10 protein-coding genes and 1 tRNA gene are annotated in these 15,570 nt (G+C 38.4%); all 11 read right to left on the bottom strand.

Annotation, left to right across the window (positions count from 1 at the left end):
* Window positions 1-513: 513 nt before the first annotated feature.
* Window positions 514-587: transfer RNA gene (locus BM207_RS16155), tRNA-Ala, on the bottom strand.
* 150 nt (window positions 588-737) lie between these two features.
* On the bottom strand, window positions 738-3,029 hold the full coding sequence (locus tag BM207_RS16150) for a GH92 family glycosyl hydrolase (RefSeq protein ID WP_090996699.1): 2,292 nt from the start codon (window positions 3,027-3,029) through the stop codon (window positions 738-740).
* 6 nt (window positions 3,030-3,035) lie between these two features.
* Window positions 3,036-3,692 (bottom strand): basic secretory protein-like protein, encoded by a 657-nt coding sequence (locus tag BM207_RS16145; protein ID WP_090996696.1) that lies wholly within the window; start codon window positions 3,690-3,692, stop codon window positions 3,036-3,038.
* Window positions 3,693-3,716: 24 nt separating this feature from the next.
* Complete coding sequence (locus tag BM207_RS16140; RefSeq protein ID WP_090996693.1) at window positions 3,717-4,589, bottom strand: ROK family protein; 873 nt, start codon at window positions 4,587-4,589, stop codon at window positions 3,717-3,719.
* 35 nt (window positions 4,590-4,624) lie between these two features.
* Window positions 4,625-6,046 (bottom strand): glycoside hydrolase family 125 protein, encoded by a 1,422-nt coding sequence (locus tag BM207_RS16135; RefSeq protein ID WP_090996691.1) that lies wholly within the window; start codon window positions 6,044-6,046, stop codon window positions 4,625-4,627.
* A 140-nt stretch (window positions 6,047-6,186) separates the two neighbouring features.
* Window positions 6,187-7,209, bottom strand: a complete 1,023-nt coding sequence (locus tag BM207_RS16130; protein ID WP_245768140.1) for a basic secretory protein-like protein — start codon at window positions 7,207-7,209, stop codon at window positions 6,187-6,189.
* Between the two features lie 32 nt (window positions 7,210-7,241).
* Window positions 7,242-8,216, bottom strand: a complete 975-nt coding sequence (locus BM207_RS16125) for a hypothetical protein (protein WP_090996688.1) — start codon at window positions 8,214-8,216, stop codon at window positions 7,242-7,244.
* A 57-nt stretch (window positions 8,217-8,273) separates the two neighbouring features.
* Window positions 8,274-10,106: a RagB/SusD family nutrient uptake outer membrane protein gene (locus BM207_RS16120; protein WP_090996685.1), complete on the bottom strand. Its 1,833-nt coding sequence runs from the start codon at window positions 10,104-10,106 to the stop codon at window positions 8,274-8,276.
* A 13-nt stretch (window positions 10,107-10,119) separates the two neighbouring features.
* Window positions 10,120-13,323 carry a SusC/RagA family TonB-linked outer membrane protein gene (locus tag BM207_RS16115; protein WP_245768139.1) on the bottom strand — a complete coding sequence of 1,068 codons (3,204 nt, stop codon included), beginning with the start codon at window positions 13,321-13,323 and terminating at the stop codon, window positions 10,120-10,122.
* 91 nt (window positions 13,324-13,414) lie between these two features.
* Window positions 13,415-13,975: a discoidin domain-containing protein gene (locus BM207_RS16110; protein WP_090996682.1), complete on the bottom strand. Its 561-nt coding sequence runs from the start codon at window positions 13,973-13,975 to the stop codon at window positions 13,415-13,417.
* 477 nt (window positions 13,976-14,452) lie between these two features.
* A complete protein-coding gene (locus BM207_RS16105; RefSeq protein ID WP_090996679.1) occupies window positions 14,453-15,568 on the bottom strand; it encodes a formylglycine-generating enzyme family protein in 1,116 nt (371 codons plus the stop codon).
* Window positions 15,569-15,570: the final 2 nt, after the last annotated feature.

The raw sequence follows: 15,570 nt of genomic DNA, 5'->3' as shown, positions 1-15,570 counted from the left end.
AGGCTTGCTGCTTTTTGTAGGTAAACTGCGAAGGACCTTTTTACCGCGCCACTTACTGGCTACCCCTTCTCCCACCTTTCCGGAAATCGTTCCGAAATTACTTTTTGAATATGTTCCCATGTTCTTTAAAATTTAAATTGTGAATAAAACTGTTTGTTCATAATCGCTTTGTTACCGGTAATGATTGATTATGAAAGCAAACTTAGGGCGGTGGGCGTTTCCTCTGAACTTTTGACGGAAAATGAACGAAAATGAACGTTTTTGAACGAAAATGACGTATAAATTCAAGAGTACCCCTTATCTGAGATGGAAAGGTACTTGAGATACCATTTCAATACCAAAACAATACCTTTAAGATACCCTGCGGGTATCGTGCGGGTATTAAAAAAGGTATTCCCAGGGTATAGTTTAGGTAGTCATCAGGTAGTGAAAAGGTAGTTGAATCTCAGACGAATTTCAGACTGTCCTATACTTTAACAAAAAACCTCACCAGTTTTATCTGATGAGGTTCTGTGGAGAATATCGGATTCGAACCGATCACCTCTTCACTGCCAGCGAAGCGCTCTAGCCAAATGAGCTAATCCCCCCTATTATGTTAAGCTTGGGATGCAAAAGTAATTAAAAGTTCTATTTGAGCAAATTTATTTTTTCATCAGTAGGTAATTGGTCTCAATTGAGAAAAACAAAACAGGCAAGGCTAAACCTCACCCATTAAGATCAATTAACACTCTTATATATTACTTTTTTGCAGTTGAAAAAGAATAAGGGAAAGATGCTTCGCTTACTCCTCTTGTTTTATTGGGAATGGACGACATATTAAAATCTAATACTGCTCCTTTTAGTAAAGCAGAATGGCTCAACCAATTTTTATGATACGTGGTGCCGTTCACCTTTAAATCTTTGATATATCTGTTACTATCGCTATTTGAAGGTGCATTGATAATTACCTTTTTACCATTGTCGAGTGTTAAAGTAACTTTCTTGAACAAAGGTGCCCCAATAACATACTGATCTACCGCCGGAGTAACTGGATAAAAACCTAAAGCCGAAAATACATACCAAGCGGATGTTTGACCGTTATCTTCATCCCCACAATACCCATCTGGTGTTGCAGCATACATTCTGTTCATGGTTTCGCGTACCCAGTATTGCGTTTTCCATGGAGCCCCTCCATAGTTGTAAAGGTAAATCATGTGCTGGATCGGCTGGTTGCCATGGGCATATTGTCCCATATTGGCTATCTGCATCTCCCTTATTTCATGGATCACCCCGCCATAAGCGCTTTCATCAAAAACTGGTGGCATAGAGAAAACAGAATCGAGTTTGGTTACAAATTTTTGGTTCCCTCCCATTAACTTAGCTAAACCTGCAACATCTTGAAAAACAGACCAGGTGTAGTGCCAGCTGTTACCCTCTGTAAACGCACCACCCCATTTAAACGGACTAAAGGGCGACTGGAAAGTTCCATCTGCATTTTTGCCACGCATTAAGCCCGATGATGGGTCGAATAGGTTTTTATAATTCATGCTTCTTTTAGCATAGATATCAATCTCACTAGCAGGTTTGCCTAAGGCTTTACCTAATTGATAGATGGCAAAATCGTCATAGGCATACTCCAATGTTTTAGCAGCATTCTCTCTTACTTTAACATCAAAAGGAACATAGCCCAACTCGTTGTAATATTTTACCCCCGAGCGACCAACCGCTTCCATAGGTCCCTCATTGTTGGCGCCATGTTTCAAAGCTTCCCATAATTTCTCAATGTCATAACCTCGCAAACCTTTAATGTAGGCATCCGCTACAACTGAAGCTGAGTTATTCCCGATCATGATATTGGCATAACCAGGACTGCTCCACTCCGGCAACCAGCCCCCTTCTTTGTAATCGTTGATGAGACCTTCTTGCATTTCTTTATTAATGGCTGGATAAACCAAGTTTAAGAATGGATATAAAGCTCTGAAAGTATCCCAAAAGCCGGTACCTGCAAACATATAACCCGGTAATATCTCCCCGTTGTACGGACTCCAGTGCACAATTTTGTTATCGGCATTAATCTCATACAATTTATTGGGGAAGAAGAGTGTACGATACAGCGAAGAATAGAAAGTACGGGTTTGATCAACGGTACCCCCTTCTATGGCAATTTTGCTTAATGTTTTATTCCAAATAGCCTTCGCTTTAGCTTTGGTAGCATCAAAATTATCGTTTGCCAATTCTCTTTTTAAATTGATTTCGGCCTGTTCAAAGCTGATAAAAGAAGAAGCCACCTTTGCCGTAACCTTCTCGCCATTCGCAGTTTTAAATCCAATTACGGCTCCGCTATGATCGCTTTGGATTTCAAGACTGTCTTTTACCAGTCTATTTCCTTTCCAGGTTTTTGCCAGGGTAAAATCTTTATTGAAAATAACTACAAAGTAGTTTTTAAAATTTTTAGGTAATGGTCCGCGCGCATAGCGCATGGTATAACCAATAATTTTTCGCTCGGATGGAATAACTTTAATATATGATCCTTTGTTCAAGGCGTCGACTACCACAAATGCACTATCGGTTTTTGGATAGGTGAAACGGAATTGTGCGGCTCTTTCTGTAGGGGTAATTTCAGTAGTTACATTCGCATCGGCCAAATAAACACTGTAATAATAGGGTTTAGAAACCTCGGCTTTGTGCGAATACCAGCTTGCACGATCGTCTTCGTTAAACTTTACCTTACCTGTTACGGGCATAATGGCAAAAGCCCCGTAATCGTTCATCCAGGGCGACGGTTGGTGCGTTTGTTTAAAACCGCGAATCTTATCGGCATCGTATTGATAAGCCCAGCCATTACCCATTTTACCTGTTTGAGGCGTCCATAAATTCATTCCCCATGGCACCCCAATTGCTGGATAGGTATTTCCATTGGACAGTTCTGGTTTTGATTGGGTACCCATTAGGGGATTGATCCATTCAACCGGGTCGGTTACTTTGCCAACGGTTTGAGCAAAAACACCAACTGCTGCAAAAGTTAATAGGACTGTAAAAAATTTCTTCATGTTGTTTTAAATAATAGGGTTTTTGATGTAATCTTCCCAAAGCTCGTCTAGGTCTTTTCCGGTAATATTTTTCCAAATAGCTTCCGTATAAGTTCGCTCTCTTAGATTTTTATCTACTTGCTGAACCGTACCAGCTTTAACATTGGCTTCGATCCACGCAAAAAACCTGGCGGTAATACGGTAGCTGTTTCTATAATGATGAGTGGGTTTTAGTTCGGGAAGCACCCATTTAGAGCCAGCATTGTCTACACCAAACTTATACCTGGCAAAATCGGCAATACCTTCTGTAAGCCAGCCAGGGCCTAAGCTACGACCATAATTTTGAACAATATGCATTACTTCATGAGTAACCACATCAATATCTTCCGGATGTGTTTTCATCCAATTTGAAGCATAAACTACGCTTCCGTTTGAAGTTGCTGCAACGCCTTTATACGCAGTGTCCACCAAAAATTTTACTTCTTTTAAAGTTGATGGATTATACTCTTTTGCCAATTTAGGATACACTTCAAAGAAGGTTTTGATCATTCTTTTTTTCAGTGCGGGATCTAATTCAGCATAATTGCTTTCAAATATTAAGGTATAGCCATTTTTCTTCACCACTTCTTGTGCCTTTAAGAAAAATGAACTACAAATTAATACGAGTACACTTAGTTTCTTCATTGTTTTAATTAAAATTTAAGTTTATCAATATATCATGTGGCAACAGCTGGCAGCCCCAATTAAGGCCGCATGTTCTTTCAGTTTACTGATTTTTATCTTGGTCTTAAATTGGTTATGTTCCAAAATATCAATCACGTTGGTAGAAAAAACATTAAAAGCCTGCGCTATGTTACCTCCTATAATTACCACTTCGGCATGGTGCTTCTTTATTAAAGGCATCATAAACTGGGCAAAGTTGTTTCCGAACTCTTTAAAAACTTGCTTTGCATGGATATCTATATTTACAAAATCGGCCAGGTCTTTAACTCCTTCCAACGCTCTTCCACTCAATTGAAAATATCGCTTTACAAACCATCTTGTCGAAAAATAATCCTCAGCAATCCCGTTTAAAAAGGGTGCATTCCATAGCTCAGCATCAATTGCCTTTCCATTGGTACAAATGGATGAGCCAAGACCGGTGCCTAGCGTAAAACCCAGTACATTATTTGTATCGTTAGCACCTCCAGCAAAAACTTCTCCTTGTAAGAAACTGGCAGCATCATTGATAAAATATATATTGGTAGCAGGGATATTTAATCTGGAAGCCAGTTCTTCCTTTAAATTAAGTTGGTATAATGCCTGAAATTTATCCTGCTCTTTAATTAAGCAAATTCCATTTTCGTAGTCAAACGGCCCCGGCATGGCAATGCCGATATATTTTGTTTCTGTTTCATATCCTTTGTACGCATCGTTGATCACTTCACACCAAGCATCAAAAATATTATGAGCTAAATCCTGAGAATTTACCATTTTCCGATGAATAGACTCCATGATTAAAGTCCGGGTATCTATGTTAACCAATGCCGCTGTAATATGCGATCCGCCTATATCAATTCCTAATGCGATAGGACTCCTCATTTTTATTAGTTTATAATATTCTTTAAAATTATTCTTTAGCTTGTCAATAGCGCCGGCCTTTCATTCAGCGTTTTCCATAGCAATTCGCCAAACAAGGTATTAGCCCATGCAAACCACTTCCTGGTAAATTTCTTCGCATCATCTTTATGGAATGATTCATGCATAAATCCAGTTTCTCCGTGTGTTTTTAATAAAGTTTGGATGCATTGTTTGATCTCATTATCATTTGTCGAAGTTAATGCTTTCATGGTGATGCTCATAGGCCAGATATAATCGGCACCCACATGTGGACCACCAATCCCTGCTGCTTCAGTCCCACTGAAAAAGAAAGGATTTTCGGTCGACCAAACATAGTTTCTTGTATTGATATAAATCGGGTCATTTGCATCAATCGCCCCTAGATAGCGCATAGACAACAAACTAGGCACATTTGCATCATCCATGAGGTTATAACTACCAAATCCATTTACTTCAAATGCATAAATCTTACCAAATTGAGGATGCTCAACTACCGCATATTGCTTTAATGCTTGAGCTACCTCAGTGGCTAAGGCTAACAAATCTGCCGCTAACGCCTCGTTAGCGTGAATACTTTTTACCATTTCGGCTGCTTGTCTTAAGCTCGTCACGGCGAAAAAGTTGGAAGGTATTAAATATGGGAATACAGTAGCATCATCACTTGGCCTAAACATGGAGCAGATTAAACCAACAGGTTTAGCTGGGTAACCATATCCAGCCATTGGGACTCCATCTGTTGCCCATGCCGTTTTACGCTGAAAACTATAAGGCCCTTTTCCGGTTTTACGTTGTTGCTCTATAAAAACTTTTAAGGTTGCCTTAATTGCACTTAACCATTCGTTATCAAACGGAGTGTTATCTTTAGTTTTTTTCCAATAATGATAACCTAAGCGAATAGGATAACAAAGAGAATCTATTTCAAACTTCCTTTCGTGAATTCCCGGCTTCATGGCGGTTAAATCGCTTTTCCATTCGCCCTCTTTCGTGTCATCGTTGTAAAAAGCGTTTGCATAAGGATCCTTTAAGATAAAATGGGTTTGTTTATTAATAACACCAGCAATTAGCTTTTGTAAAGGTTTGTCTCCGTTTACGAATTGCAGATAGGGAAACACTTGGGCTGAACTGTCTCTCAGCCACATGGCATCAATATCTCCTGTAATGACATATGTATCGGGTTTACCACCTTTTTCTGTGTAGAAAACAGTCGTATCTAAAGTATTTGGAAAGCAATTTTCAAACAGCCAACCCAATTCTTTATTTTTAACCTCTGCTTGAAAAGTTTTAATAGCAGCATCAACGGCATTACTGCTAAAATTGCGCTTTGTTAACGGTACTCTCACTACAGGAAATGTATCTGCGGTTGAGGCAAAAGAATACTTTGATGCCAATACGCCTGCTCCTAAAATACCTGTATGCTTTAAAAATATTCTTCTTTCCATTTGGTACTTTTTTTTAAGTATTTATGCTCCAAGCCTAGCCACCGAAATAGTGTCGCAAGTAAAACGATTTTCTCTCCTTCGCTTGTTGCCATTAAGTACTAAGATAGGTTTATATACCATAGCTGTTTGTGTTTTTTTATTTATTTTGATGGTCTGCTGCTGTATTTCAATATTACTTGATCAGGATTTTTTGCATAGTCATCCCATAACTGATCCACAGATTTTCCTGTTAATGCTATCCATGATTGTTCTGAATATTGGCGGGTTCGTAATTGTTGATCTAACGAAGCTATTAAACCTGGCTTTACATTTTGCTCTAGCCAAGCAAAAAATCTAGCCGTAATTCTGTAGCTATTTTTATAACTCTGTTTAGTATTAAATGCTGGCAAGCTCCATTTAGAGCCTACGTTATCGTAACCAAACTTGTACCTAACATAATCTGCAATACCCTCCGTTAACCAAACTGGGCCGCCACTGTATCCATATTCTTGCACAACATGCATTCCCTCGTGTGTTACCACATCCACATCTGTCGAATTGGCTTTCATGTAGCGGGCACTAAATAAAATACGTCCGCCACTGGCCTCTGCAACAGCTTTATAGCCAGTATCGACCACAAAAATTACTTCCTTTTTTGCATTTCTATTATATTCTTTAACCAACTTTGGGTAAACAGCAAAAAAGGTTTTGGTGAGTTTGCTTTGTAAATCTGCTGCAATCTGAGGGTCTTTGTTGATAAAAATTAAAGTATATCCTTTTTTTCTGGTAGTGTCTGACGAAACCCAGTTTGAGGCCAATGCAGCTTGTAAACTTTTGCTCATCACTTTCTTCTTTTGCGTTAGCCATTGAGGACCCACTTCAATTTGAGCTTCGGACAAATTTACTTTAGCATTAACTTTCGATTCCATTTCTGGATTAAGCTTAAAGACCACTCTTCTTTTAGTTCGATAATGATTTGCTACCGAAAATTTGGGATAAACATCAAAGAAAACATCCGCAATGTTGTTTTTTGCCTCACTATCTAAGAAGCTATCTGGATTAACGAGCTCAAGTGTGTAATTATTCTTTTTAATTTCTTCCGTTTTTGCCTCGGCATAAGACTGGGCAAAACCCATGGAAGAAGCAAGTAATAGGGTAAATGTTATAGAAAGCTTCAATGTCATTTGTGTGTGTAATATATCTAAATTTGAGATGATTAATAGGTGATATTCGGAAAATCTGCCTTTGCTTTAGCTAACATGGGTAACCAATCTGCTCCCTTTTCATCTTTCGACCCAAAAGCTTTAAGCGCTAAAAGCTCCAAGTCTGCGGTGGCTGCTCCGCTCCAAAAGTGAACAAACTCACCAAAATTCATCTTTCTAGTATACTCTTGATAAGTTTTAGCTTGCACAGTTATGGAACGTTTCGGAAAATGTAATGATAATAGCGTGAAGAATTTGTTAAGCACTTTTACCTGGCCATAATCCGTATAAATTGGTAAAAACCAATTCTTAAACCATTGTGTTCCTGGTCTTGGGTAACTATCGGTAGTGGCCATCATCTTGTTATACCAACGTTGTGCATCGTTAGTTCTGTTTAGGCCTAGATAAACATCATACTGATATATTTCCATCCATTTACTATCATGCCAAATATCAAATGCTGGAGACTCTTTTACACCTTTCGAAGCCCCTTCTACAATATGTCCAATTTCATGAGTGGATAAATCTATGTCATTATCAACGCCTAACACCCACGCATTCCCGTCACTGCTTCCACAATCTGTTACATTTCTAAAACCATGACGGTCGCTGAGGTATGTTCCAGGATGGCCGCCACCGTATTTACCTGCGTGATAGATGACGAATAAGCGACTGTCATCACCAAATTTGCCATAATGCTTTTTCGTATAATTCCAAGCCTCTGCCATATAGGTTTTGGGCCAGGTAACTGTTGGTTTAACATCACCATCATAATACACAACAACGCTTGTATCATAGTGAATTCTGTTTAGCAATTGCACGTGATCAAACCAATTTTCTTTCCAAGTTTTAGGTGGAGCACCTGGTGGATCAATTATTTGTACTATTGGAGGAGCGGGTTTAATGATATTCAAATCCAGCTTTTTTGCATTACAGGAAATCATTACAACCGTTATCGACACCCAAAAAGGTAAAAGGATATTTTTCATAGACTAAGGTCTTGTTTTAAATAGCACCGTGAAAAATTTTCACGGTGCTATGGGTAACTACCAACCTGTATTTTGTACAATAACAGGCACTTTTTGTACTTCGGCGTTCGGAATTGGCCATAAGTAATGTTTCTTTTGAAACACTCTATTTTCTGTAATTACTGGCGTGTAAAACCCAGGAGCATTTTGAGTAATGTTCATACCACTAATTTGTTTGTCGGTAGTCTCCGCAATCTTCCACTCTCGAGTGTAGAAATAACGATCTAATTCAAATGCGAGTTCTACTCGTCTTTCTCTGCGTATAGCTTCTCTCATGTTTGCAGGAACTGCAATAGCGCCAACTCCGTTACCATAAGGGGCGATACCTGCTCTATTTCTGATTCTATTCAAATAAATTAAAATATCTGGATCAGATGGGTTTGACTCTTGCAATGCCTCAATATAATTTAAGTAAATTTCAGCAAGCCTGATTTTTGAAAATACTGGTCTGCCTGTGGTCCAACCCGCCACAGTTAAATGTTTTCTAGACGTATAGCCTGTTTTAGTGTAATCATTATTTGCAATATTTCCTTTCCCAGCGTTACCGTTGTTTGTAAAATCAGTAACAATATTAGATTGCGGATTGATCCATTTACGACCTGTATAAGTAATATTTGAGTAAAAGCGGGGCTCACGGTTAACATACATATTACTGATTATTCTAGCTACCCCTTGATCATTCGGGTCTGGAGCTTGATATGCTGAAGTACCTATTGCCGAATAACTTGGATCATCCTGAATAGGCAAACCATTGGCTGTAAAGAACGCATCAACTAATTGTTGAGATGGGGACAAAAATGAACCACCCTTATCTCCACCAGAAGCGCCTAAGTGATTTGGAGCCAATGAATATTGATAAAACGTTACATCTCCCCCTCTGGCAAAAATAATTTCACTATTCCATCCATTTAGCATTACATCCCTTGTAGCAATAAAGGCTCTGTTAAACGCAGTATTTGGCAAGCCACTTGGCGTAGAAGCAACACTATACAATGCATAGTTGGCGTAATTTGGATTAGTTAAAAAAGCTTTAGCAGCAGCGGCAGCTTTTGTCCATTTTGCAGCATTAAATGTTTGATTGATTAACTGCTTGCCATCTTTATTTTTTAAAGTTGCATAATCTGTATTACCATTAAATAACGGACGTGCCGCGGTGATTAATGCTTTAATTTTATAGGCTTCTGCTACAGATGCAGTAATGTGACCATAATCTTCGTTTGCTTGTGGTGTAGCTGGTAATAACGGAATTGTAGCATCTAATTCACTAACGATAAACTCAATACACTCATCCATTGAATTACGAGGCTTGCTTATTTCTGCAAGCGGAGCGTCTGAAGCAATTGGATCATTTCCTAGTAATACAACTGGGCCATACTGTTGCACTAAATGATAGTAATATATTGCTCTAAGCGCTCGGGCTTCATTTGAGTAACGGCTTACAAGATCTATCCCTCCGATATTACAATCGGTACATCTAGATACGTTTGCTATAAACGTACTGGCGGCTTGAATACCTCTATAATAATTTTGCCAGTGGTAGTTCACTTGGCCACTAGTTGCATCCCAGGAACCCGTGTTCACATTTTCTGTAAAATTCGGCAACGTATAATCAGCTTCATCAGAAGCCGCTGTCCACGGACCGATGTTTCCTGACCCACTAGCCGAACGATCTTGGTTTTGATCTGGTAAAGTCGAGTAAACGTTTGCTAAAGCCTGATCAACTGTAGCTTTTCGTTCATACATTTGCTCAAATCTGAGCCTATCGTCAGGTACCTGATCTATAAATTTTTTACAACTGTAATTGACAACTGTCAAGAACACTGCAACTGCATATATCGATATTTTTTTCATTCTCTTTTGAATTTTAAAAGTTAGCTGTTAAACCTAATGAGTAATTTGAAGTTAATGGATATCTCGTACCATTATTTGTTAGTAATTCAGGATCCCAAAGTTTGAATTTACTGAAGGTTAATACGTTATAACCCATCGCATATATTCTTAAGCGTTTAACTCCTAAAGTTTTAATACCTTCTTTAAGTGTATAACCAAAATCTGCATTTTTTAATCTTAAAAAATTCACATCTCTTAGCCACCATGTACTAGCTTGATAGTTATTATTATTAGTACCACCATAAGACAGACGAGGGTAAACCGCGTCCTGACGAGGATTAGTTGGTGTCCAACGATCTGTAGCTACCGCCAGCATGTTACCTAAACCGCCAGAGTTGGCGAAAGAAGGAATATTTAAGATAATATCAGCGTTGTGTTGACCTTGAAAGAATAATCCAAAATCGAAGTTTTTATAACTTAATGAAAAACCTGCACCATAAGTAGTACTAGGAATATCACCTCTACCAATCATCTGTCTGTCAAACGAATCTATTTTACCATCGCCGTTTAAATCTCTGTATTTAATATCCCCTGGCATCAATGTTCCGAACTGTGTAGGACTAGCATCAATTTCTTGTTGGCTCTCGAATAACTTTTCAGCAACATAACCAAAACGTGTAGATGCTAAAATATTAGTACCTCTTTGCTCAAGCCACGGGAAAGCTGCTGGCGCCTGATCATTCTCGATTACCTTGTCTTTGTTAAATGTAGCATTTGCTCTTACATTTAGCGACCAATCGCTTCCAAGCTTAGCATCGTATTGAATGGAACCGTCAATACCTTTATTTTCTACAATACCTAAATTGCCGATAGGAGTGTTTGCTAAACCTATATAATTTGGAACTGTTCCTCTACTAATAAATTGATTTTCTCTTCTCTCTTTATAAAAATCTACAATCAACGTAAAATTACTATTGAATGTTTTCAACTCGAAACCTAAGTCTTGTTTTCTGGTTTCTGCCCAAGTTACATCAACACCATAAGCTGTTACACCTAGACCTCCCGGAGAAATATTTCCGTTCTGACCGAAAGTGTACCCACTTGCAGTACCAACTTTTGTTAAGTAGTAAAAGCGATCTCCTTCTGAACCAGCATAACCGCCACCACTACCACCACTACCAACGATACCATCAGAGTAGCGGAATTTAACCATTTGGAAAGTGTTTTTTAAATTCTCAAAGAACTTCTCGTTTGATAGTAACCATCCAATACCGATTGCAGGGAAGAAACCATAACGTTTGTCTGGCGCAAAATTTTCTGAACCATTGTACCCAACATTTGCCTCAAAGAAGTATTTATTATCAAAAGCATAAGTAGCGCGACTGGCAACACCTTGTAATCTGTAAGGTAAAGAGAGTGTTAAATTCCCAGCAAATGGAGTGGTATTATCATTTTGATTGTATAGCAATAGTCCTGTCACGGCATGTTTACCGAATACACGGTTATAATTAACAGCTGCCTCAAAATACATTTTCTTATCTCCACCATTACTTATACCATAATTCAAGAAATCTTGACCTTGCAGGATTAAGCCATACTTATAGCCAGATTCAGGATTACCAGGAGTGATGTAGGGATCTGTCGGATTAATTCTATATAAAGTTTCTCTTTTAGTTCTGGCTATTGCATTATTATTATTAATGTCATAAGAGAACATCGTAGTTACCGAAAGACCTGGAGTTAATTCTTTTAAATCTTGTGTTAAACGAAGATTTGAATACAATTGATTATTATAGCCAATCCTGTAACCATTTCTGGTGATATCTCCGTAAGGATTACGTTGATCTGCCTGAGGGCTAATACCAGGCAAACTTCCATTTGGATAAAGAATAGGGAATGAAGTTGGATTAATCAAAAATGCTTGGTTGAAGATATCTTGTGCTCCTAAATTGCTAGGATAATTTGTTTGAGCCAAAATACCTTTAATACCTAAATCGAGTTTTGTTGTTCCGGTGATATCCCAGTTTAAGTTTGCACTCACATTGTATCTGCTAAAGTTTTGTTTCACAGCAGAGTTTACAGCTTCATCCGTTTTAAACAAACCGTCTTCGCCATAATAGCCCAAGGAAACAAAATATTTTGCATTGCTTACACCACCTGATAAATTTGCTGTAGCAGATCTGTTTCTACCGATATCATTGTAAATTGCATCAAACCAATTTACGTTTGGAAAAAGTATTGGATCAGTACCCGCTGCAGTCTTCTCAATAGCACTTATTGGATATGCTGGCGTAAAAGCACCTGCAGCCCCGCCTCTAATATAATCTGAATACTTAGCTTCATTCGCCAAATTCATATAGTCAACGCCATCAATCAAGTCTGGTCTTTTCGTAAATCTACTTACACCTTCAAAATAATCAACATTAATTTTAGGGGATCCTTGTTTCCCTTGTTTTGTATTAATTAAAATAACCCCATTTGCACCACGAATACCATAAACAGCAGTTGCTGCAGCATCTTTTAGTACAGTGAAATTTTCAACATCGTACACACTGATGTCATTTAGATTACGGTTTGGTACTCCGTCGATGATCACGAGCGGACCCCGATCTCCTGCTGTTAAAGAAGATATACCGCGGATGAAGATATCAGATCCAGTTGCACCAGGTTCACCATTTCTGCTTACATTGACTACGCCTGGAATACGCCCTGCTAACAACTGGCTCATGCTCGAAACAGGTTGACGAAGTTCTGCTGCATTTACCGAAGACTGTGCACCAACTAAACTTTCTTTCTTTTGAACACCGAAACCTACAATAGCTACCTCTTTCAAATTAGCACCAGCTGTTTCTTTCATGATTACTTCTATTGTTGTTTTATTTCCAACCGTAATCTCTTGTACATCGTATCCAACATAAGTTACCACTAATACCGAACTTTGGTTTGGAACTGCAATGGTAAATGCGCCATTAACATCTGCAACAGCACTTGTTGAAATTCCCTTAACCCTAACTCCAGCGCCTGGTAACGGGGCTCCGGTAGAATCTTTAACAATACCCCGGATAGTAATATCAAATTGGGATCTTTTCGCGGAATTGGTTCTGTTAAAATTGGCAGAACTGGCCATAGCTTCCGAATAAAAACTGATGAATAAAGCTAGCGTAAAAGCAATAGCAATAAATCCACCATCTTTAAACCCGAGCATATGCTTGATTAAATTTGTATCTTTTCTTGTCATAATTAGTTTGTAATTAATAAATATGGTTTTAGGTTTGTTTACAAGACTGACTAATGTCAATCACATTTCTGGCTCGAACAACACTTGTTTTTTATTGTAATTCCTCAGGCACTTCAATAACTCTCCATTCAGTTAATTGAAATAAAGGTCCAGTGGCTACAGCGGTTATGCTAAGACGATAAAATTTATAGGCTACAAGGTTTTTGAAACTAAATGTCCTCGTCAATCTTCTTCCTTGGAAGACCTCGCCTGTTTTAACATCTAAGTCAACCCAGGTAGTACCATCTGTTGATCCACTAAATTTCCAGTCTTTAGGGTCTCTACCCTGCGAGTCATCGCCAGAAGTTAATGTGTAAGATGCAACCTGCTGGGGTTCAGGAAAAGCTAATTGCATATATAGATTATTTTGGTAAGGATTAATTAAATACTTAGTAGTGTAATTGTTATCTACTACCTTTGCAGACCCCTCACCTCCGCCAGAACCCGCGCCGTTCTCAATGTTAACTGTAAGCGTAGCTTTGTCGGTAACATCTACTTTAGCCTTCCATGTAAATAATTCTGTGCTTGGATATTCTTCCTTGAGACATCCAGTTAATAAAACTATCGAGGCGCACAGCCCAACAGCTCCTTTGGCAATTTTTAAAAAAGTCATAATTTAATAGTTTATAGAGATTAGGTTTTTGTTTTAAATCTTTAATTAAGCATTTTTCAAGTTCATTATTTCATATAATAGAAGTGAGATTAATTACTACTAAAACGTTTTACTTTTTATTGCAATTGTATCCTAATTAAGTTTTTACTCACTTAATTTCTTCGGACACGTGTTTAATAAATTATAGTCTTTGCCTCTTCACACCAGTGTTATAACACTGGTGCATCTTAGTTGTACAGGCCTGTTTAATTTTCAAATATTATTTAAGCAAGGCACGCAAACGAATTACTAAAACAACAACGAGTAGCCACGATTATCAGAAATTTTGGTTCTCTATTCGATAATTGGTTTAGATAAAACGATTTTGTAAAACGTTTTAGTAAATCAATAATAGGAAATATTTATCAAATATGTGAAAACTATATCTGCAACATTTTAGTTACAACACAACAATGGTTTGGAAATGCTTGGTTTCGTCTATTGACTACTCACACATCTAAAGCCGGTATGGGCTAGACCTGTATCTTTTGAAGTTTTCATTCTTGCCGTTACACGATAGCCTTTGCAATAAGAGGCATTGCACATAAAAGATCCTCCTCTCACAACCTTTTTCGGAATCCCCGGTTCCATTGGATCATAACTATCTTTTGGTCCTTGAGGGTTTATGGTTACATCCGTTTGCTTTTCATAATGATCAGCACGAAACCAATCACTACACCACTCCCAAACATTGCCCGACATATCGTATAAACCATATCCATTTGGCTTAAATTGCTTCACTGGAGCAAGTAGTTGAAAACCATCTTGCTTTGAATTATTCAAAGGAAAGTTTCCCTGCCAGGTATTCGCTTTAGCTTCCCCTTTTTCGATTGCTTCATTTCCCCAGGGATATTTAGCATCCTTTAAACCGCCCCTACTTGCGTATTCCCATTCGGCTTCGGTTGGCAATCTTTTTCCTGCCCATTTACAATAAGCTTGGGCATCATCCCATGATACATGCACAACTGGAAAATTTTCTCTTCCTTTAAGATTACTTTTCGGTCCCTCAGGATGCTTCCAATCTGCTCCCTGCTTCCACTCCCACCATTGGGATGCATCGTTTAAACTAACAATTTCTTTAGGTGGGGAAAAAACCAACGAAGAAGCTACCAATACACTATCTGGAGGTTTAGGCGTTCCGGTAGGCAACTGCTTCTTTAACTCCTCCCAATCAGGTTTACGCTCGGCAGTGGTAACATAACCTGTTGCTTTAACAAACTTGCTGAAACTAGCATTGGTTACCTCTGTTTGATCCATCCAAAAACCGGAGACCTTAACCTTATGCTGAGGGTACTCATCTGGTCTTCCCTCCTCATCACTTGCGCCCATTAAAAACTCACCCGCCGGTATATAAACCATATCAGCATGATCTACTCTTCCTTTCTTGATAAAAGTAGAATCAACTTTTACACCAAATCTCGATGGTAAATTGCTTTCACACGAAGCTAAAGAATCTGCATCCACTACAGGAGCTTTCTTTTCATTGTTACACGCATTAAAAAAAAGTGTAATGAGAATTGATAAGATTAATTTGTAATGAGAATTTATAGGCATTC

Source organism: Pedobacter insulae (assembly GCF_900113525.1).
Classification (GTDB): Bacteria; Bacteroidota; Bacteroidia; order Sphingobacteriales; family Sphingobacteriaceae; genus Pedobacter; species Pedobacter insulae.
Note: the sequence above shows the minus strand (reverse complement) of the source record. Positions and strands in the feature narration are given on the sequence as shown.